Below are 26,475 nucleotides of genomic sequence, written 5' to 3' on the forward strand. Positions count from 1 at the left end.
GAGCCGATCATCCATGGTCTGGCGTGGCGTATTGAGTAGGGAGCGCGCGGCGCGCAAGAATATGTGGCTCAAAGGAGGGAGTGATGCAACAATCCGATCCGGCCTTTCTCTGCCTGTCGCCGCCCTCGTTTCGACAGCGCCATGCCGGCGTGCCCCTGCGCTACGGGGTGATCGGCTCGCCGTTCGGGGCGCTTTTGCTGGCGCTTGCGCCGGATGGGGTGTGCCGCGCGGAGTTTCTCGATGAAGGCGAGTCGCCGCAGGATAAGCTCGGCACCTGGCAGGCGCGCTGGCCGTGGGCCCTCTGGGCGCCGCTTGCCGCGGCCGAATGCACGGCGCTGGAAGAACGCTTCCTTGCGCGGAACCTGCCGGTGGCGGTGGAGGGCACGCCTTTTCGCGGCCTGCTGTGGCGCACGCTGCGCACGTGCACCGCCGCCGGGCAGACGTGCTCGTATGGCGAGCTGGCGGCGCGGCTGGGCCCTCCGCGCCTGGCGCTGGCCGTGGGGCAGGCGCTGGCGGCCAATCCCGTGGCCTGGCTCATCCCCTGCCACCGGGTGCTCGATGCCGGCGGCGGCCTGCGCGGTTTTCGCTGGGGGCTCGAGCGCAAGCGGGCGATGCTCGAGTGGGAGGAGAAGAGTGTCTGAACCGCAAGCAGGCTATCTCGGCCTGGCGCCCTTTCTGCGCGCGAGCCTGGGGGAGGGGGATCTGCCGGCGCTCGCCCGGCAGTGGCTCGATCGGGCCGGGCGGGAGGACACGGCGGCGGCGTGGATGAACCTTGCCACGGCGCTCTTGTGCCTGGGGCAGACGCAGACGGCGCTCGCGGCCCAGCGCGAGGCGCTCTCTCGCGCGCGCACCTATGCGCTGCCGGGGCCGGACGGGCCGGCGCCGCGGCTCTTGCTGCTGGCGCTGCCGGGGCCGCTGTCGGCGAACACGCCGCTCGACTGCCTGCTGGAGGGGCAGGGGCTGCAGCTGGTGGTGCATTTCGTGGACCCGGCCGTGCCGCTTGCCGAGGCGTTGCCGGAGCACGACGCGCTGATGCTGGTGATGGGGGTGAGCGAGGCGGCGCTGCCGGTGCTCGCGGCGCTGCAGGAGCGGCTCGCTGCTTGGCCGCGCCCGGTGTTGAACCCGCCGGCGGCGATCCGGCGCACGGAGCGTGCGACGCTGAGCCGCCTGCTCGCGGACGCGCCGGGGGTGCTCATGCCGCCGACGCGGCGCGTGCCGCGCGCGCTCCTGGAGTCGGCCGCGGCGGCCGGTGCATGGCCCGAGGGGCTGGAGGCGCCGCCTTTTCTACTGCGTCCGCCCGATTCGCAGGGCGGGCATGGTCTGGCGAGGATCGGCACGGCCGCCGAGCTCGCCGCGTATCTGGCGGCGCAGCCGGAGGGGGAGTTCTTTCTCACGCGCTACGTCGATTATGCCGGGCAGGACGGGCGCTTTCGCAAGATTCGCGTGGCTTTGGTCGGAGGACGGGTTTTTCCGGTGCACCTGGCGGTGTCGGAGCACTGGATGGTGCATTACGTCAATGCCGGCATGTACGGCGATGCCGCCAAGCGGGCGGAGGAGGCGGCGTTCTTTCGCGCTTTCCCCGAGTTCGCCCAAAGGCATGCGCCGGCGCTCTCGGCGCTCTCCGAACGGCTGGGGCTCGATTACGTGTGCGTGGATCTGGCCGAGACGGCCGATGGGCGGCTGCTGATCTTCGAGGCCGATCCGGCGATGGTGGCGCACGCCATGGAGCCGGGGGCGGAATTCGCCTACCGGCGCGAGGGGATCGCGCCGCTGCGCGAGGCCTTCGTCGGCTGGGTGCGGGTGAGGAGGGAGGGGTGGGGATGACGCTGTCGGCGAACGCGCGCAATTTTTCCGGCGGGCCCGGGGCCTTGCCCGAGACGGTGCTTGTGCAGTTGCGCGAGGCGATGATCGCGGTGCCGGAGGTGGGGCTGTCGGTGCTGGGCATCAGCCATCGTTCGGACTGGTTCGCGGCGGTGGTGGCGGAAGTGGAGACGCGGCTCAAGGCGCTGCTCGCGCTGCCGCCGGATTTTCACGTGCTGCTGCTGCAGGGTGGCGGGACGCTGCAGTTCGCCATGGTGCCGCTCGCGCTCGCGCGGGGCGCCGACGTGCCGGCGGAGTATCTGCATACGGGCTATTGGAGCGGCAAGGCGATCGCCGAGGCGAGGAAACTCGCCCCGGTTCGGGTGGTGTGGCGCGGCGAGACCGAGGGGTTTTCCCGGCTGCCGGACGACGAAGAACTCGTCTTCGATGCGCGCGCGCCCTATCTGCACGTGGTGACCAACGAGACGGTGGAGGGGCTGCAGTTCCACCGGCTGGTGGGGCTCGAGGAGGTGCCGCGGGTGGCGGACATGTCGTCCGACTTTCTCTCGCGCCCCTTCGATGCCGGCCGCTACGCGCTCATCTATGCCCATGCGCAGAAGAATCTCGGCCCGGCGGGGGTGACGGTGGTACTGGTGCGCGAGGCGGTGCTCGAGCGCGCCCCGGAGGGCTTGCCGGCCATGCTGGACTACCGCGCGCAGGCGCAGGCGCATTCCATCCTCAACACGCCGCCGGTGTTCGCCATCTATGCCGTGCTGCTGGTGCTGCGCTGGCTCATGGACGAGATCGGCGGGCTCGAGGCGATGGCGGCGATCAACCGTGCCAAGGCCGAGCGGCTCTATGGTGTACTCGACGCGAGCGAGGGTTTCTACCGCCCGCGGGCGCGGCGCGCGGATCGTTCGCTCATGAACGTGGTCTTCGATCTGCCGAGCGAAGCGCTGCGCGCGGCCTTCCTTGCCGAGGCGAACCGGGCGGGCTTTGCCGGCTTGGCCGGGCACCGCGCACTGGGCGGCATCCGTGTGTCGATCTACAACGCGGTGACGCTGGAGGCGGTCGAGGCGCTCGCTGACTTCATGGAGACGTTCCGGCGGCGGCATTAGGCAGTTCGGCCGGAGCGCGGCTCATTCGCTCGGCCCGTCCAGGCGCTCCAGCGACACCCAGCGTCCGTGCTCGATGCGGGTGAGTTCGCCGCCCGTGCGCTGACCGAGGTGGTCGGTGGGCGAGAAGCGGTAGCGCGGGCTGCCGAATAGGTCTCCGGGATAGTCGAGCCGCTCGAGCGCTTGGGCGATCGCTTCCGGCGTGGGCTCGGTCGCTGTGGCGATGGCGAGCACCAGCAGTTCGGCGGCGACGTAGCCCATGGCCGACCAGACGTTGGCTTCCGCCCCGTAGCGGGCGCGGTAGGCGTCGAGCCAGGCGAGCAGCTCGGGCGAGGCGCCCTCGCGATAGGGGATGCGGATGGGGTTGGTGACGCCGTAGAGCCCCTCGACGGCGGCTCCGCCCAGGGCGTGCGTCTGGTCCGAATAGGCCGAGGCCGAGGTGAGGAAGAGCGGCTTCCAGCCCATCTCGCTGGCCGTGCGCAGCAGGGCGACGGTTTCGCGCACCAGCGTGCCCAGCGCCACCAGTTCGCAGCCGGCCTCGCGCAGCCGCGCGATTTGGCCGGTGAAGTCGGTGGCGCCGCGCGCGTGCCGCGCTTCCTGGGTGAGGGAAAGCCCGGCGCGCTCGAGCCCGGCGCGCACGCCGGCACTCACTTCTTCGCCGAATTCGTCGTCCTGCACCAGCGTGCACACGCGTCGCACCTGGGGGTGGCGGCGCAGCACGGCGCGCACGGCGGGGTCCATGTAGCTGCGATAGGGCGCGTAGATCTGGAATTTCAGCGGATGCAGCGGCGCGTAGGTGGCTTCGTGCGGCGAGAAAGGGAAGAGATGCAGCCGGCCACGGCGCAGGATCTCGGGCATGGTCGCCAGCACCACCGGCGTGCCCAGGTTCGAGAGGAAGGCGATCGCGCCGTCGCGTTCGGTGAGCTTGCGCGCCGCGAGGATGGCGCGCTTGGGGTCGTAGCCGGTGTCTTCGACGAGCAGGCGCAGGGTGATTCCCGGCAGTTCGCCGCGTGCGTTCGCTTCGGCGAAACGCATTTCCATGCCGTTTTTCACCGGCACGCCCAGGAGCGCCGCCGGCCCCGAGAGATCGAGCAGCGCGCCGACGGTGAGCACCCGTTCGACAGCGCGTACCGGGGCCATGGCCAAGGCGAGGAGGGCGATGACGGCAAAGAGGCGGGCGCGCATGATCTTCCTCGAAATTCTTCGAATGTCTGCGATTTTAGTCCATTTTACGGAAAACTGCGACGAAGACGACGGTCAGCCCCAGCACCAGGGGATCCCAGCCGCCGAGCGCGCCGACGAGGGGGCGCAGGCGGTCGGCGAGCTCGGGCAGGGCGACGAAGGCAAGGCTCGCGAGGATGATCCCGGCCGGATGGCGCAGGCCGCCGAGAAAGGCGATGACGAGGAGTTCGAAGGAGAGCGGAAGGGCGAACTGTTCCGGACTGATGAAACCCAGCGTCTGCGCGTAGGCCGCCCCGCCCAGCCCGCCGCACAGGCCGGAGGCGACGAAGGCGAGTTGGCGCAGACCGCCCACGTCCAGGCCGAGCGCGAGTGCTGCCTCCGGCGCCTGGGCAAGCGCACGCCAGGCGCGTCCGAGGGCGGCGCGATCGAGCCGGTACAGCAGCAGCACGGCAAGGCCGAGGCAGAGCGTGGAGAAAGCGAGCGCGACACTCGCCTCGTCGAAGGCGCTCAGGGCTGGCAGGGCGACGAAGCGGCCGGCGGTACCGCCGGTGAAGGCGACGGCGCGCATTGCCAGCACTTCGGCGATGACGGCGCAGGCCATGCTCGCGAGCGCGAGCGGCAGGCCCGAGAGACGGCGCGCCGGCAGCGCCATGGCGGCCCCGGCCAACGCCCCGGCCGCAGCGGCGGCCACGAGCGCGAGCGGCAGCGACCGGGGGGCGAGCGCGGCCCAGGTGTAGGCGCCGGCGGCCATCGCTGCCCCTTGACCGAGGCAAACCTGGCCGGCGCGCCCGTGGACCAGGGCGAGCCCCAGGGCGGCCGTGGCCATGGCGGCCGCGAGGGCGAGCAGATGGGCGAAATAGCGCGCCCCGCCGCTCGATCCGAGCGCACCCACGGCGAGCACGAGGAGGGCCGCGAGCAGCAGCCCGCGCCAGCGCGGAGGCGGAAGAAAACGGCTCATGGCGCCGCCGCGCGCTCCCGCGGCAGGGCGAGCAAGGCGGCGATGAGCACGAGCTGCAGCAAGAGCTCCTTGCCGCCGGGCGGAAGTTGCCAGGCGGCGATCGCCTCGAGCACGCCGAGCCCTACGCCCGCGGCAAGCACCGTGGGGCCCGGTTTCATGCCCCCCAGGACGGCGGCAGGAAAGGCGTTGAGCGCGAGGCTGCCGAGGTCGGGATGCACGAAGGTGATGGGGGCGGATGCAAGCCCCGCCGCCACGGCGAGCGCCGTGCCCACGCCCCAGGCTTGCCGTCGCAGCCGGGCGACGTCGATGCCGAGCCGTTCGGCGGTTACGGCATCCTCGGCGCTCGCGCGCACGCGCCGCCCCCAGGTGGTGCCCCGCAGTAGCAGGGCAAAGGCCGCGGCCACGCCGGCGGCGGCGAGCATCACCGCCCATTGGCGCGCCGCCAGCCCCAGCCAGCGCCCCTCGCCCACCCAGTCGAAGCGATACCAGCCCTGCGTGGCGGCCGGCAGGCTCAGGAGCACGCCGCGCAGCGCGAGAGCGAGGCCGAAGGTGGCGAGCGTCGCCACCCAGGGCGCACGCGTGCGCACCGGTTCGAGGGCGCAGCGCGCCGCGAGCGCCCCGAAGGCGTAGCCGGCGGCGATCGCCCCGAGGGCGGCGAGCGCGAGCGGTGCCCCCAAGGCCGCAAGCCCCACCGCCACGTAGGCGCCGGCTGCCATCGCTTCCCCCTGCATGAAGGAGAGCACGCCGGTGGCGCGATAGAGGAAGACGAGGGAGAGCGCCGTCAAGCCGTAGAGGCAGCCCTGGGCGGCGCCGCCGAGCACGACCTCCGGCGCAAGGCTCATGGCCGTTGGCGCGCGGCCTCGACCGCTCGGGCAAAGCGCTTCAGCCCCTCGGCGAGCCGCGAGCGCGGGCAGCCGAGATTCAGGCGCACGAAGCCGGGAGCGCCAAAGGCCGCGCCATCGGAAAGCCCCAGGCCATGGGCTTCGAAGTGCGCCGCCGCATCCTCGAGCCCCAGTCTGCGCACGTCGATCCACGAGAGGTAGGTCGCTTCCGGCTCGGCCACCGGTAAATCCAGTGCCCGGATCGACTCCAGGGCAAGCGCCACGTTCCCGCGCAAATATTCGAGGAGCGCCTCGCGCCAGGCCCAGCCATCGCGATAGGCCGCCTCGGCGGCGACCAGGCCGAAGAGGTTGGGCGAAGAGGGGATGCGTCCGCGCAGCGCCCGGCGGTAGCGTGCACGCAGCGCCTCGTCCGGAATCACGGCAAAGGCGCATTGCAGCGCCGGGACGTTCCAGGTCTTGGAAGGGGCGAAGAGGGTGATCGTGCGCGCGGCCACTTCGGGGGCCAGCGTGGCGATGGGGCGGTGGCGCCGCTTGCGCGTGAGCACCAGCCCGGCGTGGATGTCGTCGCTCACGAGGATTGCGCCGTGGGCGAGCGCGAGTTCCGCCAGCCAGGCCAGTTCTTTTTCGTCCCACAGCCGCCCCGTGGGATTGTGCGGGTGGCAGAGCAGCAAGGCGCCGACGTCGCCCGGCGCAAAGGCCGCGACCATGGCCGCCTCGTCGTGCACCCAGCGCCCCTTGGCGCACACCAGATCGACCGCGCGCAAGCGCTTGCCGACGTTGGCCGGCGCGGCGAGAAAAGGCGGATAGACCGGCGTGTGCGTGACGATGGTCTCGCCCGGCGCGATGGCGCAGCCGAAGTGGAACCCCGGGATCACCCCCGGTAGCCACACGAGCCAGGCGGGGTCGATCGCCCAGCCATGATCACGCTCGATCCCGGCACACACGGCCTCCACGAGCGAAGGCCAGGGGTCGGTGTAGCCATAGACCGGGTGTTCCAGCCGCTGTGCCAGGGCTTGGCGGATCTCGGGGGCGACGGCGAAATCCATGTCGGCCACCCACATGGGGATGACGTCGCGGCCCGCGTAGCGCCCCCATTTCTCACCGGGAACGAGAGTGCGGTCGGGGGCGGAGTCGAAGTCGTAGACGGGGCTCATGCGACGGACTCCTTGCCTGGTGCTGCCCCGGATTGCGCTTCGGTCTGAGGAGGTCTGCCGCCGATGCGCGCGGTGATGTCGGCAACGGCGCGGCGCATGGCCTGGGCGAGCGGCCCTTCCCAGGAAGCGTCGAAACGGCTCTCCGGGCCGAGCATGGTGAGCGCCAGCGTCAGATGCCCGAAGGCGTCGAACACGGGGGCGGAGAAGGCATTGATGCCCGGGATCGGATGGCCGAGCACGCGCGCCATGCCGTGGCGGCGCACTTCTTCGAGCGTCTCGTTGACGAAGGACCGCGACAGACGCAAAGGCTCGCGCCCGCCCGAGAGGCGCTCGAGCTCGCGCTCGATGAGCGGGCGGGTGAGGCGCGCTGGAAGATAGGCGGCGAAGACGCGGCCGGTGGCGGTGGTGAGCAGCCCCATCACGGTGCCGGGGCGCATGTTCACGTGGATGGCGCGGGCCGATTCCTCGATGGCGACCACCGTGGCGCCGACGTTGCCCCACACGGCGATGGCCACGTTCTGCTCGGTCTCGTCGGCGAGTCGGGCGGCAACTTCCACGGCCGCGCGCAGCGGGTTCAGACCCTGCAAGGCGGTAAGCCCCAGGCGCAGGGCGAAGGGGCCCAGCTTGTAGCGACCGGTGAGCGGATCCTGCTCCACCAGGCCGAGTTTGCCGAAACTCACCAGATACGGGTGGGCCTTGGCCGGGGACATGCTGGCGGCCGCGGCCAGATCGCGCAGCATCATCGGTGCGCCATGCGCTTCCAGCGCGGTGAGCAGCGCCCCGCCGACCTCGATCGACTGGATGCCGCGGCGCTCGCGCGTGCCGTTCTCCGGGGCGACGGGTTCGTTTCGTTCCATACGGATCTCGTGTAATCAAACGCGCTTCGGGCATCAATCATAGCCCGAAACGTTGGCATGATCGAAATTCACCATGAACGAATCAATTGACACATGATGAATCGCGTGCCAAGATAAAACGCATCGACAGGAGGAACGATCCATGAACGCGAAAGCCTTTGCCTCGGTAGCCGACCTCGAAGAGAAACCCGTTTCGTTCGAACGCCTCTCCGAACACGCCTGGGCCTACACCGCCGAAGGCGATCCCAACACCGGCGTGGTGATCGGCGACGATTCGGTGATGATCATCGACGCCACCGCCACCCCCGTGATGGCCAAATCGGTGATCGCCAAGGTGCGCGAGGTCACCGACAAGCCGATCAAATACGTCGTGCTCACGCACTACCATGCGGTGCGCGTGCTCGGCGCTTCCGGCTATCGCGACGAGGGACTGGAACACATCATCGCCAGCTATCCCACTTACGAGCTCATCCGCGAGCGCGGCCAGCAGGACATGGAATCCGAGATCGGGCGTTTTCCCCGGCTCTTTCGCGCGGTGGAGAGCATCCCCGGCCTCACCTGGCCCACGCTCACCTTCAAGGAAGAAATCACCCTGTGGATGGGTTCGCTCGAAGTGCGCATCCTGCACCCGGGCGCCGGGCACACCAAAGGGGACACGGTGGTCTGGCTGCCGCAGGAGCGCGTGCTCTTCTCCGGCGACCTGATCGAGGCCGAGGCCGCCTGTTACACGGGCGATGCCTACCTCGCCGACTGGCCGGCCACGCTGGATCGGCTCGAGGCGCTGCAGCCGGCCAAGGTGGTGCCGGGGCGCGGTCCGGCGCTCAAGGACGAGGCGGCGGTGCGCGCGGGGTTCCAATACACACGCGACTTCGTCACCACGCTCTATCGTTGTGCCCAGGAAGCGGTGGCGCGCGGCTATGATCTCAAGAAAACCATGGAATACACCCGCAGCGTGATGGACCCGAAGTTCGGCCACGTCTTCATCTACGAGCATTGCCTGCCGTTCGACGTCACCCGCGCCTACGATGAGGCGAGCGGCATCCGCGATCCGCGCATCTGGACCGCCGAGCGTGACCGGCAGATGTGGCACGCGCTGCAGGAAGGCTGAAACGACAAAAGCAGAGGCGCGGCCACGCAGCCGCGCCCGCAGAGACGAGGGCGAAGACTACGCCAAAGGAGGAGGAAGCCGTGCTGAAGACCTATCAGTATCCCAAGTTCCCGTTCGTACGCCCGGCCGAGCTGGATTCCCCGCAAACCCGGCACGTGCCGGTGATCGTGGTCGGTGCCGGGCCGGTGGGCCTGAGCGCCGCCATCGACCTCGCGCAGCGCAACATCCCGGTGGTGCTGCTCGACGAAGACGACACCGTGAGCATCGGCTCGCGCGGCGTGTGCTACGCCAAGCGTGCCCTCGAGATCCTCGACCGCTACGGCGTGGGCGAGCGCGTGGTGCAAAAAGGCGTGTCGTGGAACGTCGGCCGTACCTTCTTCCGCGACGAGGAAGTCTTCCGTTTCGACCTAGTGCCGGAGCCCGATCATCACCGTCCCGGCATGGTCAACCTGCAGCAGTACTATCTCGAAGAATACCTGATCGACCGCGCCCGCGAGCTGCCCAACATCGACCTGCGCTGGAAGAGCACCGTGATCGGCGTCACGCCCGGCGAAGACTCGGTCACGGTACGCGTCGAGACCCCCGCCGGGGCCTATGCCCTCTCCTGCGACTGGCTGATCGCCGCCGACGGCGCGCGCAGCCCCATCCGGCGCATGCTCGGCCTGGACATCGAGGGCAAAATCTTCATGGACCGGTTCCTCATCGCCGACGTCGTCATGAAGGCCGACTTCCCGCCGGAGCGCTGGTTCTGGTTCGACCCGCCGTTCCACCCGGGCCAGTCCGTGCTGCTGCACCGCCAGGCCGACGACGTGTGGCGCATCGACTTCCAGCTCGGCTGGGACGCCGACCCGGAGGAAGAGAAAAAGCCCGAGCGCGTCATCCCCCGCATCCGCGCCATGCTCGGCGACGACCGCGAGTTCGAGCTCGAATGGGTGAGCGTCTATACCTTCCAGTGCCGCCGCATGAAGCGATTCAACCACGGGCGTGTGCTCTTCGTCGGCGACTCGGCGCACCAGGTCTCGCCCTTCGGCGCGCGCGGCGCGAATTCCGGCATCCAGGACGTCGACAATCTCGGCTGGAAACTCGACCTGGTGATGCAGGGCAAGGCGCCCGCCGCCCTGCTCGATACCTACAGCGACGAGCGCACCTACGCTGCCGACGAGAACATCCGCAACTCCACGCGCTCGACCGACTTCATCACCCCCAAGGGCAACGTCAGCAAGACGTTCCGCAACGCCGTGCTCGGCCTGGCCCGGCATCATCCCTTCGCCCGCGGCCTGGTCAATTCCGGTCGGCTGTCGGTGCCCTCGTTCTACGTCGACTCTTCCCTCAACACGCCCGATGCCGACGCCTTCGCCGGCCGCATGGTGCCCGGCGCGCCGATGGACGACGCCCCCGTGGCCGCGCCCGGCGGCGGTTCGCCTTGGCTGCTGCCGCACTTCGGCCAAGGATTCCGGCTCATGATCGCGCTCGACGATGCGGCCTCGCTCGACGCCGCCACGGCCGAAGGGCTCGCCGCCCTGCGCCGGGGCGCGATTCCCGCCGAGCCTATCGTCGTTGCCCGCGAAGGCGCCGCCCCCGGCGGCATCGAGACCCTGCACGACGTCAAGGGCCGCGTGCGCGAGCGCTACGACCTGCAGCCGGGCACCGTCTATCTCATTCGCCCCGACCAGCACGTCGCCGCCCGCTGGCGCCGTTTCGATCCCACGGCGATCGGGGCCGCCCTGCGCCGCGCCAGTGGCCAGGGTGCCTGAAAAAGAGGAGGAGACGACCATGTTGACGCTCGAATATCATTTCAACGAACCGAACGCCCGCGCCTTCTACTGGTACGAGCCGGGTGACGCTTTCTACGAGGCGCTCATCGAGGCGCACCGTGACCTCGACGAGGAGCAGAGCGCGCTGGTGAACGCCCGCCTCGTGCTGCTGCTCGCCAACCACATCGGCGACGTCGATCTGCTGCGCGAGGCGATCCGGCTCGCGCGCGAAGACGTCGCGGGCGGCTGAGACGGCAGGCCAGGGGCATCACGCCCCGGGCCCCGTGCCGTCGAGATGAAGTCTCCGGCCGTATCCGGATGCACGGTGAGCAGGTACCGTCAACGGCGACGGTGAAACTGCCCAAGCGGGTGACCGCGAGAAAGGCGCGTAACTGGCCAATCGATCACAAGCAATGCAACACGGAGGAAGACACCATGGCACTCATCCAGAAAATCCACCACGCCGCCTACCGCTGCAAGGACGCCCTCGAAACCGCCCGCTGGTATGAAAAATACCTCGGCATGAAACTGATCCTGTCGATCGCCGAAGACCAGGTCCCCTCGACCAAGGAACCCGATCCGTACATGCACATTTTCCTCGATGCCGGCAACGGCAACGTGCTCGCCTTCTTCGAGCTGCCCACCCGTCCGCCGATGGGCCGGGATCCGAACACGCCGGCCTGGACGCAGCACCTCGCGCTCGAAGTCGCCTCGATGGACGATCTGCTCGCGACGAAGGAGCGTCTCGAAGCCGACGGTATCGAAGTGATCGGCCCGGTCGATCACGCCCTCTTCCAGTCCATCTACTTCTTCGACCCGAACGGGCACCGGATCGAGCTCGCCTGCAACACTGTGCGGCCCGGCATGCTCGAGGCACTCGATGCAGTGAAATGGGAAATGCTGGAAGAGTGGTCGAAGACGAAGAAAGCGCCCAAGCACGCGCGCTGGATGCACGACGGCCGCTACAAAGAGATGTTCCCGCTCGCCTGAGCTCCACGGAGATTCCCGACCGATGAAACTCGCCACGCTCAAAGACGGCGGCCGCGACGGCACCCTCGTCGTCGTCAGCCGTGACCTCGGCCGCTGCCACCCCGTCGGCGCCATCGCCCGCACGCTGCAGGAGGCGCTCGATCACTGGGACGAAGTGCGCGACGACCTCGCGCTCGTCGCCGAGCTGCTCGAACGCGGCGTCCTGAAAGATGCGCGTCCGTTCGACCCCGCTGCCTGTCACAGCCCGCTGCCGCGCGCCTACCAGTGGGCCGACGGCTCGGCCTATCTCAACCACGTGGAACTCGTGCGCAAGGCGCGTGGCGCGGAAGTGCCCGCCTCGTTCTACGACGACCCGTTGATGTACCAGGGCGGTTCCGACAGTTTCATCGGACCGTGCGACGACATCGTCGCCGACGAATCCTGGGGGATAGACTTCGAGGCCGAAGTGGCGGTGATCACCGGTGACGTGCCGATGGGCATCGACCCCAAGGCCGCGCTCGAAACGATCCGCCTCGTGCTGCTCGTCAACGACGTCACCCTGCGCAACCTCGTGCCCGGCGAGCTCGCCAAAGGCTTCGGTTTCTTCCAGTCCAAGCCCGCCTCCAGCTTCAGCCCGGTGGCGGTCACCCCCGACGAACTGGGCGAGGCCTGGCGCGACGGCAAGCTGCACCTGCCGCTCGAAGTCCAATACAACGGCCGCCCCTTCGGCCGGCCGAACGCCGGCGTCGACATGACTTTCGACTTCGGACGCCTCATCGCCCACGCCGCCAAAACGCGCGAGATGGAGGCCGGCAGCATCGTCGGCTCGGGCACCGTCTCCAACAAGCAGGGCGGACTCTACGGATCCAAGATCGAGAACGGCGGAGTGGGCTACTGCTGCATCGCGGAAGTGCGCATGTACGAGACCATCGAATCGGGCGCGCCGAAGACGCCTTTCATGCGCCACGGCGACACCGTCGAGATCGCCATGCACGACGCCGCCGGCGCGTCGATTTTCGGCAGCATTCGCAACCGGGTGAGGGGGTTGGGGAAATGAAACTCTACACCTACTTCCGCAGTTCCGCCGCCTATCGCGTGCGCATCGCGCTGGCGCTCAAGGGGCTGGAGTACGAGGCGGTGCCGGTGCATCTGCTGCGCGATGGCGGCGAGCAGCACCGGCCAGAATACCGGGCGATCCATCCCGGGGGATTGGTGCCGGCGCTGCAGACCGACGGGGGCGAGGTGCTGGTGCAATCGCTGGCCATCATCGAATACCTCGAAGAGACCCATCCCGAGCCGCCCCTGTTGCCGCCCGACCCGCTGGGGCGGGCGCGGGTGCGCGGCCTGGCGCTGACGATCGCCTGCGACACGCATCCGCTCAACAATCTCGGCGTGCTGCGCTACCTCACCGAGCGGCTCGGCGCGAGCGAGGAGCAGAAACTCGACTGGATCCGGCACTGGATCGAACGCGGGCTCGATACGTTCGAACGGCTGCTCGACGATCCCCGCACCGGCCGCTTCTGCCACGGCAACACCCCCACGCTGGCCGACTGCTGCCTCGTGCCGCAGGTCTTCAATGCCCGGCGCTACGAGTGTTCGCTGCAAGCCTATCCGCGCATCCGCGCCATCGTGGACGCCTGCGAGGCGCTGCCCGCGTTCCGGCAGGCAGCTCCAGCCCATCAGCCGGACGCGCCGCAGCCCGCCTGAGGGCAGGTCGCGCCATTCACAAAACAGGGCGGCACCGATCACCCTTTCGTGGCGCACCCGGCCGTGCGCTCGCGGAGATCCGTTTGCGACCGAACCAGGGAGGGGGAGATGCACCAACCAAACGCTGAACCGCGCAAGTCCGTCTATTACCGCTATCGAGTCTTTCCGCCCTATCTGCCCCGTGAAACCGAGCCCCGCCAGAAAGTCGTCATCGTCGGTGCCGGACCGGTGGGCATGACGCTGGCGCTGCTGCTCGCCCGCTACCGCATCCCCAACGTCATCGTCGAATGAGTGCAAATCCTGGAAACTCGACTGGTGCTTGGTATATTCCGCCCGTGCCCTCACGCTCGAGGACTACGTCCATGGCAACGTCGTCTTCGTGGGCGACGCGGCGCACGTCCCGCTCGCACGTCCATGCGTGCTCGCGCCTCAATGCGCGTGACGACGATCAGGCGATTTTCTCCGAAGGGCCGGTCGACGGCGCGTCGATTCCCAACGTCAAATTCGGCCCCGACGATTTTCTGCTCGATTCTGCTCGTCTTCACCGGGCGTGAGGCGCTGCCGTCTGGGATCACGGCGCTGCAACAGTGCCTACGGGGCTGGATGATGCACAGCAAGTGACCGAACTCATCGACAACGCCAAGGCGGATTTGTGAAGGAAGGTGGCGAGAGGGAGAGATTCAGGGCCGCGGCGGGATAATCTCGTCCGAACGGCAAGATCTTCCTCAAACGACACGGACCTCCGAACGCCGATGACCGAACTGCAAACCGTCGTCCTGCTCTCCCTGCTGCTGGGACTGCAACCCATCACCACCGACCTCTACCTGCCGGCGCTGCCGGGGATCACGGCGAGCCTGGGGGCGAGCGTGGCGCAGGCGCAGCAGACGCTGGCGGCGATGCTCTTCGCTTTCGGCGTGGCGCAGCTCTTCTGGGGGCCGCTCTCGGACCGCTTCGGGCGCAAGCCCATTCTGCTCGCGGGGCTGGGGCTCTACGTGGTGGCGGCGCTGGGCTGCACTTTCGCTACCTCCATGCCGCAGCTGCTCGGCTGGCGCGTGGTGCAGGGGGTGGCGCTGGGGGCGTCGGTGATGGCGGGGCGGGCGATCGTGCGCGATCTGCACGATCCCCTGGCGGGGGCGAAACTCCTGAGTCGCGCCTTCTCCGGCCTCGGGCTCCTCGCCTGCCTCAGCCCCCTCGTCGGCGGGGCGACGGTGCGCGTCCTGGGCTGGCGGGCGACGCTTTTCGTGCTGGCCGTGGCCGGGGCGATCACGCTGGCGTTCACCTGGCGCGTTTTTCGTGAGACGCTGGCGCGGCGCAATCCGCACGCCCTGCACCCGACGGCGCTGCTGCGGGCCTGGCGCGAGGTGCTGGGACACCGCGACTTCTGGATCTTCACCCTCCTTGCTTCGTTTTCCTACGGCGGGCTCTTCACCTTCCTCGCGAGCTCTTCCTTCATCTTCATCAATTTCTACCGGTTTTCACCCACCGAATACAGCCTGGTGATGCTCGCCAGCGCCACGTCCTACCTGCTCGGGACGGTGCTGTGCCGCCGCCTGCTCGGGCGCTTCGGGCTGAGGCGCACGGTGCAAGCGGGCGGCGTGCTCTCCTGTGCGGCGGGCGTGATGATGGTGATCCTGCTGCTGCTCGGTCGTGGCGGGCCGATGGGGTTGCTCCTGCCGTTTTGCGGCTTCATGATCGCGCACGGCATCCATCAGCCGTGCGGTCAGAGCGGGGCGGTCGGCGCGTTTCCGCGGACGGCGGGCGTGGCCTCCGCCCTGAGCGGGTTCGTGATGATGTCGATCGCCTTTCTCACCGGGGCGGTGCTCGGCGTGCTGGCGCGCGACACGCCCTGGCCTTTCGCCGGGCTGGTCGCTTTCTGGGGGACGATGCTACTGGTGCTCGCTTTCGCCTTCGTGCCCCGTTCCCGGCTCGTGGCCGGTGAATCGGCTCAGGGCGAACGCCCCGGCTGATACACCGCCACGTCCAGCCCTCGCTCGATGCCGTCAAAAAAGACCTGGACGCCGCTCGCCAAGAAACACGGCGCGGGTGCATGATCCCAAGCATCGCACGGGCAAGAGCCGACTGTCAGGTATCGGACGATTGCGCGACATTTTCATGAAAATTTCGGGTTTTTGACTTCGTCGAAACTCGCCTCTCTCGTTTTTCGCGTACTATGTTTTCATGGCTTCGATGGGGTGATGTGTCCTGGTTCGCTCCGTCTTGCACGTCATGAACTTCATCCAGTATCATGCCATGCGAACGGCAACGCCATGCCTGGCACGATCCTCGCAGGAGCCCTTTCCATGACGAAACGAATTGTTCCTCTCGGCCTGATCCTCGTTCTCGGACTGACGCCTTTTGTTACCAACGCGATGGGGCCCAAGCCACTCGAGGGCAACGCCTCCATCCCGTCAGAGCCGAGCAAAGCGCAGCAAGTCCCCCAGGACGACAGCTTGGACCAACTGCGTCAGCGTGCCGAAAGCGGCGATGCAGAATCCCAATACGCGCTCGGTCTGAGGTACGCCGTAGGCCAAGGCGTGCTTCAGGACGACGCCCAGGCCGTCTTCTGGTTTCGCAAGGCCGCCGAGCAGGGCCATGCTCGCGCGCAAACTGTCCTTGGTGTGGCGTACGCCGTAGGCCGCGACGTGCCCCAGGACTACACCCAGGCCGCATTCTGGTTTCGCAAAGCCGCCGAGCAGGGGAGTGCCGACGCGCAGTACTACCTCGGCGTGATGTACACCGTAGGCCGCGGCGTGCCTCAGGACTACACCCAGGCCGCCTTCTGGTTGCGCAAAGCCGCCGAGCAGGGCGAATCCGAAGCGCAGTACAACCTCGGCGTGATGTATGCCAAAGGCCAAGGCATACCCCAGGACGACGCCCAGGCCGCATTCTGGTTTCGCAAAGCCGCTGAGCAGGGGGTTGCCATCGCGCAATACGACCTCGGCGTGATGTATGCCAAAGGCCAAGGTGTGCCTCAGGACGACGCCCAGGCCGCATTCTGGTTTCGCAAAGCCGCCGAGCAGGGGCATGCCGACGCGCAGTACGACCTCGGCGTGATGTACGCCAAAGGCCAAGGCGTGCCTCAGGACTACACCCAGGCCGCGTTCTGGTATCGCAAGGCCGCCGAGCAGGGCAATGCCTACGCGCAAACTGCCCTTGGTGGGATGTACGTCTTAGGCCAAGGCGTGCCCCAGGACTACACCCAGGCTGTCTTCTGGTTGCGCAAAGCCGCTGAGCAGGGGAATGCCGACGCGCAGTTCTTCCTCGGTGGGATGTACACCGAAGGCATCGGCGTGCCCCAGGACTACACCCAGGCCATCTTCTGGTTGCGCAAAGCCGCTGAGCAGGGCCATATTCTGGCGCAATTCAACCTTGGCGTGATGTACAAAAACGGTTGGGGCATGCCCAAGGACGACGCCCAGGCCGTCTTCTGGTTTCGCAAGGCCGCCGAGCAGGGCGATGCCGGCGCGCAAACTGCCCTTGCTGCGATGTACGTCATAGGCCGCGGCGTGCCTCAGGACGACGCCCAGGCCGTCTTCTGGTGGCGCAAAGCCGCTGAGCAGGGCGTATCCGAAGCGCAGTACTACCTCGGCTGGATGTACGCCGAAGGCCGCGGCGTGCCCCGCTCGAACGTCATCGCCTACGCCCTCTACAATCTGGCCGCCGCCAGCGATCCGGCCAACCAGACCGCCGTCAAAAACCGTCAGGAGATCAGCAGACTGATGACCCCGCAGGAGATCCAGGAAGGTCAGCGGCTGACGCAAAAACTGATGGAGCCGGGAAATTTCCTGCAGGCGCTCGACGAGGCAACGCGCAAGGCCGGCGCGCCGAATCGCAAGTAGCATCGGAGCGTAATGCCCTTTGCTCCTGCCGCCCGCCCTGCTGGGCGTGGCAGTACCCCGTTCCCGGCTCGTGGCCGGTGAATCGGCTCAAGCTGGACGCCCCGGCTGATATACCGCCACGTCCAGCCCGCGCGCGGCGAGCGCCCGGCCGTGCCATTGGCTCAGCAGCCCGCGGTCGCAGTAGAGCAGATAGCGCCGCGCCTCGGGCAGATTCGCCTCGCGCAAGGCGAAGAAGGGAATCGCCAGGTCCGCTTCGGGCAGCGGCGCTTCGTCGGCGAGCTCGGGGGGGCGGATGTCGATGAGGAGCTCGCCGGGGGCTTTGCGCGTCACGACGGGCAGCGCCTCACCGGCCTCGGGGGGCGTGGCGAGCGCCTCGATCTTCCAGGTCTTGCGCGCGGCGAGCGCCCGATCGAGCACCGTGAAGTCGAAATTCTGTTCCAGCTCGGCGAGCCGCTCGAAGGAGCCGTGGATCACCGGCCGCTTGGAGATGACGGCGCAGTGTTCCGGCAGATGCTCGGCGAAAGAGCGCGTGCCGATGCGCTCGGCCCAGGCGATGATCTCGTTCTTGTGCAGCGCCACCACCGGGCGCACCACCAGCTTGTCGGTGGCCCGATCGATGAGGGCGAGGTTTCTTAGCGTCTGGCTCGAGACCTGGGCGAGGCTCTCGCCGGTCACCAGGGCGTCGAGCCCGAGTTCGTCGGCCAGGCGAGAGGCGGCCATCAGCATCAGGCGCTTGAGCATCACCCCCATGTAGCCTTCGCGCACGTCGGAGAGCAGCCGCTCGATCACCTCGCCGAAGGGCACGGAGACGAAGAGCACCGGATGCGAGCGGGCGTAGCGTTGCCACAGGTAGTGGCACACCTGCTGCACGGCTGCCTCGTGCTCGGCTCCGCCCAGGTCGAAGAAGACGAAGTGCGTCTTGATTCCCCGGCGCAGCATGAGGAAGGCGGCCACGCTCGAATCGAAGCCGCCGGAGACGAGGGCGAGCGCTTCGCCCTGGGCACCGAGCGGAAAACCGCCCAACCCCCGCTCCCGTGCCTCCACGAGCTCGAGCACGTCGCCGGCGAGTTCGATCGCCACCGTCACCTCGGGGTGCGTGAGATCGACCTTGGCCCCCGGTGCGGCAGCGAGGAGCGCGGCGCCCGCCGCGCGTTCGAGTTCGAGCGAGGTGAAGGCATGGCGCCCCTTGCGCTTGGCACGCACGGCGAAGGTTTTTCCGGCCACCCAGGGCGCGGCGATCTCGGCCACGGCCTGGGCCACCGCCTGCGGCGAGACCTCGGGCAAAGAGAGCTCCCGCACGCGCAAGACGAGATCGATGCCGGGGGTGTCGCACAGCCGCTGCTGCAGCCGCGCGCCGTCCTCGTCGGCCACTTCGACTTCGATCTTGTCCCAGAATCGACGCACGCGGCAGGCGATGCCGTCTTTCTCGGCCAGACGCCGCACGTTGTCGGCGAGGATCTTGGTCATCGTCTTGCGCACCGAGGTGCTCTTGATGATGATCTCGGGGGAGAGCTTGAGGAGGAAACGCATGCGGGGCCGATCGGAAAAAGGGAATCGGCGATTCTAGCAGTGCAACCGGCGAAAGCGTGCCGCCGCGGGAGATCGAGTCCCTGCATCGGGTAAACGACTTTTTCGCCGAAGGGCGGCTGGTGCTCGGACAGGAATCGTGTGCCGAGAATGCGAGCGGATTGACAGTCATCGCGGTTGTGCGGGACACTTCACCATACAAAGTCCGCCCAATGCCGTGTTGGTACCAGAACACCAGAAAACAAGAGAAATGATGAAATGAAGGAATCCTACCTATCCACCCTGCTGCAACTGAGGCTCATCGTCGGTTTTCTCGGCGAGCGTGCACAGTGCGCCTGGTGGCCGACGGCGTTCTATGAGGCATCGAGCCGGCAATTTCTGGAGCCGGTTTTTCCCAAGACGTTTCGCCTCGCTCAGTACCACGGTGTACTGGAAGCGGCCAGACGTGTGCACGACGAGCATCTGAGCGTGGGCAGCTACCACCTGTTCCGGTTGCCCGAAGAAATCGAACAAGATCTGCATGCGATCGTACAGAGCAGCGTAGGAGAGGAGCTCGCCAGTCAGGTTTCACGAGGTAAAGAGGCTGCGCTCGATGCATTGAATCAGCTGGCCGCACCCTGCAGTTTATCTAGCGTAGGACCAACGGCGGTCGGAAAAATCAAGGATCTCGATTCAAGCGACACACTGAAGGCCATCGCAGCCACCTATCTATCCGCGTTCACTCAGAACGAAAAAACATATCCGTATTTGATGGGGTGATCGTGGCTGACAACGCCCCCTACACGACGCAGTTGCAGGCAGGTCTCGGGCTCGTCAACGAAACTAAGACATTGCTCGATTTGTGGTTACCAGGTATGACGGCAAACCAGTTGTACCTGGCGGCGTTGGAGTCGGGTCGGTTTCCGAACGTCACGGCTCGTCGCCTGCGTAATATCGTCATCGAATGCTTTGCCCCGCGCTATCTGGTCAATGGCGGCGCACCGGCCGTTCACCTCAAGCGGCTGTTGGCAACGATTTCCTCTGCGGAACTAACACAGTTCATGCTAATTTTTACAAGCCGCGCCAACCCCATTCTGGGTGACTTCGTACGCCAGGTTTACTGGGCTCGGTATGCGGGTGGGGATACCCAGATCACCAATGAAGATGCCCGTGCATTCGTCGAGCGCGGCATCGATGAGGGCAAGACCGTCAAGCGATGGTCGGAGACCACCGTGCGGCGCGTATCCGCCTACTTGACCGGCTGCTGCGCCGACTATGGAATGCTCGAGCGCGGCGCGCGCTCCAGCCGTCGCATTCTGCCGTTCCGTATTTTGCCCGTCGTAGCCGCTTACTTGGCCTACGAACTGCACTTTTCCGGTTTCGGTGACAATGCGCTGCTTGCCCACAAGGATTGGCAGCTCTTCGGTTTGGTGCGCGAGGACGTGTTGCAAGAAATCAAACGCCTATCGCTGAAGGGATTGCTCATCGTCCAGGCCGCCGGCGATGTAATCCGCATCAACTGGAAACTACCAGACATGGAGACGCTGTGCGATGTCCTCGCTCAAAGCTGATTTCGACGAACTACGAGAGCGCATCCGCCACGGGCGTGAGCTCGGCCATGCGAGCTTCGAGCCGATCTACTACCTCGTGTTCCCACCCGAGCAGATCCTCGAGGTCAAGCGACAGACGCCCGCCTGGGTAGCTAAGCTGCATCAAGAGGGCTGGGATGTCCACACCTTCTCCATTGCCGAGCACGTCTGGACACTCCTCAAGGAAGACCCGTTATGGCCGCTCTGTGTGATGGAGGACAAAGCCGCCCCTTTGGATTGGCCCCGCACGAACAAGGCCCTGGCAGACATCCTGACTGCTGGCAACGCGTTACTGAATCGGCTCGAATCCGCGTTGCAGTCGCTCGAAGGCCAGCAAAACGCGCTGCTGCTCGTCACCGACCTGGAGGCGCTCCATCCCTTCTTGCGCATCGGCGCCATCGAAAGCCAGCTCCAGGGAAAATTTCACGTACCAACGATTTTTCTGTATCCCGGCGTGCGAACCGGCAAGACGCGCCTGAAGTTTCTCGGATTCTACCCGGAAGACGGCAATTACCGCTCCGTCCACGTCGGCGGCTGAACAGATAAAAGAACTCTGGGATAAGACGATGAATATTCGCTCACTCTTCGATCCAAGCAAGGACATCTACCGGAACATCGAGAAAGTCATCACCTACGGCGCCTCGCAAGAAAGCCGCCTCAAGGCGGAAATCTCCGAGTACGTAGTCACCGAAAGCATCGAGGAGCAGTTTCGCAAGCTCCTCGATCGCATGCAGCTTGCGATGGAGTCCGGTGGCGAACATGAAGTGGGCGTCTGGGTTTCTGGATTCTACGGCTCTGGCAAGAGCTCGTTCACCAAATACCTCGGCCTAGCATTTGACGATCGGTGCACCATTGGCGGCACGCCGTTCATCGAATACCTGAAAGACCGCTTCCACAAATCGCAGACCAAGGCGCTCCTTACTACCGTGGCAAAGCGCTTCCCGGCCGCCGTGATCATGCTGGACCTTGCCAGTGAAATGCTGGCTGGAGCCACGATGGAAGACGTCTCCACCGTCCTCTACTTCAAGGTGCTGCAATGGGCAGGCTACTCACGCAACCTCAAAGTGGCCGCCTTCGAGCGCATGGTCGAGAAGGAGGGTCGCACGCTCGAGTTGCATGAACGGATCGCCAAGGCACTGCCGGGCGCAACCTGGGATCGCGTGCAAAACAACCCACTGGCCATCGACGGTCTGATTCCCAAGATCGCCCACGAAATGTATCCGGCGCTCTTCCCGGATGCGAAGTCCTTTTCTTCCAGCACCGAGGGATTCTTCCAGTTCGAAGATCAGCGAGTGCAGGAGATGATCGACATCGTCCGCGAAAAAAGCGGCAAGCAGAACATCCTCTTCATCATCGATGAAGTCGGTCAGTACGTGGCCTCGCGCGACAACCTGATCCTCAACCTCGATGGCCTGGCCAAGAACCTCAAGCGTTTGGGTGAGGGCAAGGTCTGGATCATCGCCACTGCGCAGCAGACCCTGACCGAAGACGACCCGCGGGCGGCGCTCAACTCCGACAAGCTCTACAAGCTGAAAGACCGCTTCCCGATCCAGATCGACCTCGAATCGAGCGACATCAAGGAGATCTGCTATCGCCGTCTGCTCGGCAAATCGTCGGCGGGTGAGACCGAGTTGGGCAAACTGTTCGATGCCCATGGCCAGGCACTACGGCACCACACCAAGCTGCAAGATGCCAAGTACTACGACACGGATTTCAGCAAAGAGACCTTCATCAATCTCTACCCCTTTCTACCGACGCACTTCGATATCCTGCTTCATCTCCTGGGCGCTCTAGCCAAGTCTACCGGCGGCATAGGTCTGCGCTCTGCGATCAAAGTGATCCAGGATATCCTGAAAGGCGAAGGCGGTTCCAAAGCCATGGCCGATCAACCGGTGGGGTGGCTGGCCACCACCGTTACGCTGTACGACGAACTGGAAAAGGACATCCGCCGCGCATTCCCCTCCATCCATCAAGCGGTCGGCAAGGTTCAGATTCGTTTTCCAGACTCGCAACTGCACCAAGACGTCGCCAAGTCCGTCGCCGTGCTGCAGATCCTGGGCAACCTGCCGGTGACGGTGCAAAACGTTGCCAGCCTGATGCACCCATCCGTCACTGCGCCATCGCAGCTCGATGCGGTCAAGCAGGCCGTTGAAGAGATGCTAGGCGATGTGCATGTGCCGTTGGGCGAAAAGGATGGCAGCCTCGTGTTCCTCAGTGAGAAACTGCGAGATATCGAACAAGAGCGCGGCGCCATCCCGCTGCGCACGGTGGACGTAAGGCGCATCTTCAACGATGCGCTGCGCGAAACCTTCAATCCGCTGCCCCGTGTCAGCCTCCATGGCACGATGGCCGTCGCCACGGGCCTGAAGGTTCAGCTCGGCAGCGTCATCATCAGCTTGGCCGGTGAGCAAAACGCTATCCAGACCGTGGTTGAACTGGTGGCTGCCAGCGATTACGAAACTGCCAAAACCCGGATGCTGGATGAGTCCCGCAGCCGGGAGAATCGCAATGTCATTGGACTCTTGGCGCGCGCCAATTCCGAACTCGACGACCTGGCGAACGAAATCTACCGCTGCCAGCGCATTGCCGAACTGCACCGTAACGACCCCGACCAAGAGGTCAAAGATTACTGCACGGGTCAGCTCGATCGCGCCGCCAAGCTGGCCATCCAGCTCCAGAGCAAGATCAAGCAAACGCTGCAAGCAGGCTCGTTCGTGTTTCGTGGTCAAGCCACCGCGGTATCGGCGCTGGACGCCGACCTGCTGGAGGCCGCCAAAAAGCTGCTCTCTGACGTGGCCGAGCAAGTATTCGACCGTTATGTCGAAGCGCCGGTGCGTGTCGCCACCGACACCGCCGAAAAATTCCTCAAGGTCGCCAATCCCGCTGCCATCAGCAGTACGCTGGACCCGCTCGGTCTGGTGCAAACCGAGGCCGGTCGCGCTTCGTTCAAGACCGACCACAAGGCGATGATCAGCATCCGCGACTACATCGACAGACACGGCACCGTCGATGGCAAGCATCTGCTCGATACCTTCAGCAGCGATCCGTTTGGCTGGTCCCCCGACACCACGCGCTACATCCTGGCGGCCATGCTCATGGCAGGCGAAATCAAGCTCAAAGTCTCGGGGCGTGAAGTCACGGCAGCGGGTCAGCAAGCCATCGACGCACTCAAGACCAACAATTCCTTCAAGCAGATCGGCGTCGCCCTGCGCGACGAGCGTCCGTCCATTGAAACGCTCGCTCGGGCGGCGGAACGGCTCACGGAACTGGTGGGTGACATGGTGATTCCGCTGGAGCAGGAGATCAGCAAAGCGGCGGCCAAGTACTTTCCGCGCTTCCAGCACGACTACGGCGCCCTGGCCGAAAGGCTCAGCGGCCTTGGGCTGGCGGGCAGTGACCGCATCCGCAGCCTGAACCAGGACATCGCCGACATGCTGTTCACCGATGCTTCCGACGCGCCGCAGCGCCTGGGTGCGGAAACCTCCGTCATTTACGACAACCTCAAGTGGGCCTTCGAAGTGAAGCGGGCGCTCGACAACGGGCTCGATGCCACCCTGCGCGACTTGCAAGTCCATCGCCGCGAGATCGAAACCTTGCCCGACACCGGCGTGCCTGGGGAGCTGCGCCGCGAACTCGCCGAGGACCTGGCGGCCCTGTCCGAGCGCCTGGGCAAAGAAGACTTTTACAAACACGCCGCCGACTTCAATTCGCTGCTCACGCAGTTGAAGGGCCGCGTGCGCGACGCCGTCATCAAGCTCTCCGAGCAGCAGAAGCTGCGTTTGAAAGAAGGCGTCGAGGACTTGCAGCGTATTCCCGAGTGGGACGAGCTCACCCAGGAAGAGCGCGGCAATGCCGTGAATCGGCTGGAAGGGCTGGCGCTGGCCGCTACGCCGGATCTGGCTGGGCTCAAGAAACTGCTGGCGCGGGATTACGACATCAACAGCACCATCGAGGAGCTCAAGCGCTCGATCCAGCGCCAAGGTCAGGAACGTTTGCGCCAGCGCATGGATGAGGAACGAACCAGGCCTGGTGAGAAGGGCCCGTCCAAGCTCACCAGGAAGGTTGCCGTGCCGGCCAAGATCACTACGGCAGCCGACATCGACGCGTTGATTCAGCAGCTCCACGAGATCAAGGTACAGGTCGGCCTTTACTCAGAGATCGAGGTGACCTTCTCGGTCGGCAATGGAGGCGAGCAGTAAATGGCCTTCGACCAAGCAACCAGAAACCGCCTCCAGCGCTTCGTCAACGAGGCGCGCCGCGTGCTGGAAGAGGAATTCACCCGCCAGCTGCAAAACGACTATGGCATGGATCCGCACGCGGGCAGCGTTGCGGAACTCACCAGCCTGCGGCATCTCGACGACGCCCAGCGCGAAACCGCCCGCATCCTGCGCGATACACTGGCGCACTACACCGCCAGTGGCGAGATGAACGCCAGCCAAGCGTTGGAGCGCATCGTGCGCGAGCAAGCCTTCACCGTGCTCAACCGCCTGGCGGCGCTGCGCATGGCCGAGGCGCGCGGCCTGTTGATCGAATCGGTGGGCAACGGCTTTCAGGCCAAGGGCTTTCAGCTCTATGCGCGGCTGGCTGGCATCGGCCTGGGCGAAACCGGTGATGCCTACCGGGTGTATTTGTTCAGCGTGTTCGATGAGCTCGCCCAAGACCTGCCCGGTCTGTTCGACCGCTACTCCCCGCAGGGCCGCCTGTTTCCGCGCGAAGCGGCGCTGCTGCACGTGCTGAACCTGATCAACGATGCCGACATCGCCCCGGTGTGGAGCGAGGACGAAACCATCGGCTGGATCTACCAATACTTCAATTCCAAGGAAGAACGCAGGGCCATGCGCGAAGCGAGCCAAGCGCCGCGTAACAGCCGCGAACTCGCCGTGCGCAACCAGTTCTTCACACCGCGCTACGTAGTCGAGTTCTTGGTGGACAACACTCTCGGGCGGTTGTGGTTCAACGCCACCGGTGGGCAAACCGCCCTGCGCGAGCGCTGCCAGTACCTGCTGGTAAGGCCCGACGAACAGCCGCAAGCAGCCGCCAAACTGCGCGACCCGCGCACGCTCAAACTGCTAGACCCGGCCTGCGGTTCGATGCACTTTGGTTTGTATGCCTTCGACCTCTTTCTCGACATCTACCGCGAAGCCTGGGCCTGGGAGCAGCAGCACGGCCCCGGTTCGCTCGATGTCTCGCCCCAGCCCCAGGCGGCCCTGAAACCGCTGTGCCAGACCTATCAGGACGAAGCGGCCTTCTTGCGCGACGTGCCGCGGCTCATCATCGAACACAACCTCTACGGCGTGGACATCGACCCGCGTGCCGTGCAGATCGCTTCGCTGGCGCTGTGGCTGCGGGCGCAACGCGCCTGGCACGATGCGGGCGTCAAAGCCAAAGACCGCCCGTTGATCCGGCGCGGCCATGTCGTCGCGGCCATCGCGCCGCCCGCCGAGCGTGAGCTGCGTGCGCAGTTCGCCGCCAGCCTCGACCAGCGCGACGCCGAACTCTTCGAGAAAACTCTGCAACTGCTCAAGGGCTTGCCGGAGCTGGGCGTGCTACTCCAGGTCGAACGCGAGCTGCCGCACTTGATCCGCCAAGTCTATGTCGGCACGGGCACTGGCCTCTTTGCCGAAGAAGAGCAGGAGAACTGGCAGCGGGCGGAAGCGCGGCTGCGCACGGCACTCACCGAGTTCGCTCGCGCCGCGAAGTCGACCTATCAAGGCCGCCTGTTTGCCCAGGATGCCTTGCAGGGGCTGCGGCTCATCGACCTGTGCCGCGAAGCGTTCGACGTGGTGGTGATGAATCCGCCGTTTGGCGCACTGGCTTCAAACACCAAAGAGGCACTCGCCAAAGCTTATCCGCGCAGCAAGAACGACCTGCTCGCCGTCTTCGTCGAGCGCGGCTTGGAGCTGCTGCGCACCGGCGGACGGCTGGGCGCCATCACCTCGCGCACCTGCTTTTTCCTGTCGAGCTTTCAGAGGTGGCGCGAGCAGGTGGTGCTGGGCGTCGCCCGGCCGGAAGTCATGGCCGACTTGGGGCACGGCGTGATGGACGATGCCATGGTCGAAGCCGCCGCCTATTGTTTGGTCAAGCATTGAGGAAAA

At 66.1% G+C, this 26,475-nt stretch carries 24 protein-coding genes; 18 read left to right on the forward strand and 6 right to left on the reverse strand.

Annotation, left to right across the window (positions count from 1 at the left end):
- Positions 1-83: 83 nt before the first annotated feature.
- The 3 genes from EPD81_RS04295 to EPD81_RS04305 are packed head-to-tail and all read left to right on the forward strand — an operon-like array spanning position 84 to position 2,918.
- Entirely contained in the window at positions 84-641 is a 558-nt protein-coding gene (locus tag EPD81_RS04295; RefSeq protein ID WP_142804140.1) for a methylated-DNA--[protein]-cysteine S-methyltransferase, read from the forward strand.
- Positions 634-1,824: a RimK family alpha-L-glutamate ligase gene (locus tag EPD81_RS04300; RefSeq protein WP_142804141.1), complete on the forward strand. Its 1,191-nt coding sequence runs from the start codon at positions 634-636 to the stop codon at positions 1,822-1,824. Before EPD81_RS04295 ends, EPD81_RS04300 begins: the two co-directional genes overlap by 8 nt.
- A complete protein-coding gene (locus EPD81_RS04305) occupies positions 1,821-2,918 on the forward strand; it encodes a phosphoserine transaminase (protein ID WP_142804142.1) in 1,098 nt (365 codons plus the stop codon). The genes EPD81_RS04300 and EPD81_RS04305 overlap by 4 nt, the downstream gene beginning before the upstream one ends.
- Positions 2,919-2,939: 21 nt before the next feature.
- On the opposite strand, the gene EPD81_RS04310 is transcribed toward EPD81_RS04305, so the two are convergent.
- From EPD81_RS04310 to EPD81_RS04330, 5 genes are read right to left on the reverse strand one after another with little or no spacing between them, the layout of a single operon-like run.
- Entirely contained in the window at positions 2,940-4,100 is a 1,161-nt protein-coding gene (locus tag EPD81_RS04310) for an ABC transporter substrate-binding protein (protein WP_221929208.1), read from the reverse strand.
- A 34-nt stretch (positions 4,101-4,134) separates the two neighbouring features.
- Complete coding sequence (locus tag EPD81_RS04315) at positions 4,135-5,055, reverse strand: branched-chain amino acid ABC transporter permease (protein ID WP_142804144.1); 921 nt, start codon at positions 5,053-5,055, stop codon at positions 4,135-4,137.
- Positions 5,052-5,897, reverse strand: a complete 846-nt coding sequence (locus EPD81_RS04320; RefSeq protein ID WP_142804145.1) for a branched-chain amino acid ABC transporter permease — start codon at positions 5,895-5,897, stop codon at positions 5,052-5,054. Before EPD81_RS04320 ends, EPD81_RS04315 begins: the two co-directional genes overlap by 4 nt.
- A complete protein-coding gene (locus EPD81_RS04325) occupies positions 5,894-7,051 on the reverse strand; it encodes a MalY/PatB family protein (RefSeq protein ID WP_142804146.1) in 1,158 nt (385 codons plus the stop codon). The genes EPD81_RS04320 and EPD81_RS04325 overlap by 4 nt, the downstream gene beginning before the upstream one ends.
- On the reverse strand, positions 7,048-7,908 hold the full coding sequence (locus EPD81_RS04330) for an IclR family transcriptional regulator (protein WP_142804147.1): 861 nt from the start codon (positions 7,906-7,908) through the stop codon (positions 7,048-7,050). The genes EPD81_RS04325 and EPD81_RS04330 overlap by 4 nt, the downstream gene beginning before the upstream one ends.
- Before the next feature lie 142 nt (positions 7,909-8,050).
- On the opposite strand from EPD81_RS04330, the gene EPD81_RS04335 reads away from it, so the two are divergent.
- The 10 genes from EPD81_RS04335 to EPD81_RS10900 all read left to right on the forward strand — a co-directional run bounded on the left by EPD81_RS04335 (position 8,051) and on the right by EPD81_RS10900 (position 17,285).
- Entirely contained in the window at positions 8,051-9,016 is a 966-nt protein-coding gene (locus tag EPD81_RS04335; protein ID WP_142804148.1) for an MBL fold metallo-hydrolase, read from the forward strand.
- A gap of 80 nt (positions 9,017-9,096) precedes the next feature.
- Positions 9,097-10,770: an FAD-dependent oxidoreductase gene (locus tag EPD81_RS04340; RefSeq protein WP_142804149.1), complete on the forward strand. Its 1,674-nt coding sequence runs from the start codon at positions 9,097-9,099 to the stop codon at positions 10,768-10,770.
- 19 nt (positions 10,771-10,789) lie between these two features.
- Complete coding sequence (locus EPD81_RS04345; protein WP_142804150.1) at positions 10,790-11,020, forward strand: DUF2783 domain-containing protein; 231 nt, start codon at positions 10,790-10,792, stop codon at positions 11,018-11,020.
- A 185-nt stretch (positions 11,021-11,205) separates the two neighbouring features.
- A complete protein-coding gene (locus EPD81_RS04350; RefSeq protein WP_142804151.1) occupies positions 11,206-11,760 on the forward strand; it encodes a VOC family protein in 555 nt (184 codons plus the stop codon).
- A gap of 22 nt (positions 11,761-11,782) precedes the next feature.
- Positions 11,783-12,796, forward strand: a complete 1,014-nt coding sequence (locus EPD81_RS04355) for a fumarylacetoacetate hydrolase family protein (RefSeq protein ID WP_142804152.1) — start codon at positions 11,783-11,785, stop codon at positions 12,794-12,796.
- Positions 12,793-13,446, forward strand: a complete 654-nt coding sequence (gene maiA / locus EPD81_RS04360; protein WP_142804153.1) for a maleylacetoacetate isomerase — start codon at positions 12,793-12,795, stop codon at positions 13,444-13,446. Before EPD81_RS04355 ends, maiA begins: the two co-directional genes overlap by 4 nt.
- 108 nt (positions 13,447-13,554) lie before the next feature.
- Positions 13,555-13,737, forward strand: coding sequence for an FAD-dependent monooxygenase (locus EPD81_RS04365; protein ID WP_142804154.1), 183 nt, complete (start codon positions 13,555-13,557; stop codon positions 13,735-13,737).
- A 71-nt stretch (positions 13,738-13,808) separates the two neighbouring features.
- Positions 13,809-14,000: a hypothetical protein gene (locus EPD81_RS04370; protein WP_142804155.1), complete on the forward strand. Its 192-nt coding sequence runs from the start codon at positions 13,809-13,811 to the stop codon at positions 13,998-14,000.
- Positions 14,001-14,198: 198 nt separating this feature from the next.
- Positions 14,199-15,413: a multidrug effflux MFS transporter gene (locus tag EPD81_RS04375; protein WP_142804156.1), complete on the forward strand. Its 1,215-nt coding sequence runs from the start codon at positions 14,199-14,201 to the stop codon at positions 15,411-15,413.
- A gap of 333 nt (positions 15,414-15,746) precedes the next feature.
- Positions 15,747-17,285: an SEL1-like repeat protein gene (locus tag EPD81_RS10900; RefSeq protein WP_221929209.1), complete on the forward strand. Its 1,539-nt coding sequence runs from the start codon at positions 15,747-15,749 to the stop codon at positions 17,283-17,285.
- An 87-nt stretch (positions 17,286-17,372) separates the two neighbouring features.
- Here EPD81_RS10900 and thiI read toward each other — a convergent pair whose 3' ends face one another.
- Entirely contained in the window at positions 17,373-18,815 is a 1,443-nt protein-coding gene (gene thiI / locus EPD81_RS04385; RefSeq protein WP_142804157.1) for a tRNA uracil 4-sulfurtransferase ThiI, read from the reverse strand.
- Positions 18,816-19,070: 255 nt separating this feature from the next.
- On the opposite strand from thiI, the gene EPD81_RS04390 reads away from it, so the two are divergent.
- From EPD81_RS04390 to EPD81_RS04410, 5 genes are read left to right on the forward strand one after another with little or no spacing between them, the layout of a single operon-like run.
- Positions 19,071-19,571 carry a BrxE family protein gene (locus EPD81_RS04390; RefSeq protein ID WP_142804158.1) on the forward strand — a complete coding sequence of 167 codons (501 nt, stop codon included), beginning with the start codon at positions 19,071-19,073 and terminating at the stop codon, positions 19,569-19,571.
- Between the two features lie 2 nt (positions 19,572-19,573).
- Positions 19,574-20,362 (forward strand): DUF1819 family protein, encoded by a 789-nt coding sequence (locus EPD81_RS04395; RefSeq protein ID WP_142804159.1) that lies wholly within the window; start codon positions 19,574-19,576, stop codon positions 20,360-20,362.
- Positions 20,343-20,918, forward strand: coding sequence for a BREX protein BrxB domain-containing protein (locus EPD81_RS04400; RefSeq protein WP_142804160.1), 576 nt, complete (start codon positions 20,343-20,345; stop codon positions 20,916-20,918). Before EPD81_RS04395 ends, EPD81_RS04400 begins: the two co-directional genes overlap by 20 nt.
- Positions 20,919-20,946: 28 nt before the next feature.
- Complete coding sequence (gene brxC, locus EPD81_RS04405) at positions 20,947-24,579, forward strand: BREX system P-loop protein BrxC (RefSeq protein WP_142804161.1); 3,633 nt, start codon at positions 20,947-20,949, stop codon at positions 24,577-24,579.
- A complete protein-coding gene (locus EPD81_RS04410; RefSeq protein WP_142804162.1) occupies positions 24,580-26,469 on the forward strand; it encodes an SAM-dependent methyltransferase in 1,890 nt (629 codons plus the stop codon).
- Positions 26,470-26,475: the final 6 nt, after the last annotated feature.

The organism is Tepidiphilus sp. J10 (assembly GCF_006980785.1).
GTDB classification, from domain to species: domain Bacteria; phylum Pseudomonadota; class Gammaproteobacteria; order Burkholderiales; family Rhodocyclaceae; genus Tepidiphilus; species Tepidiphilus olei.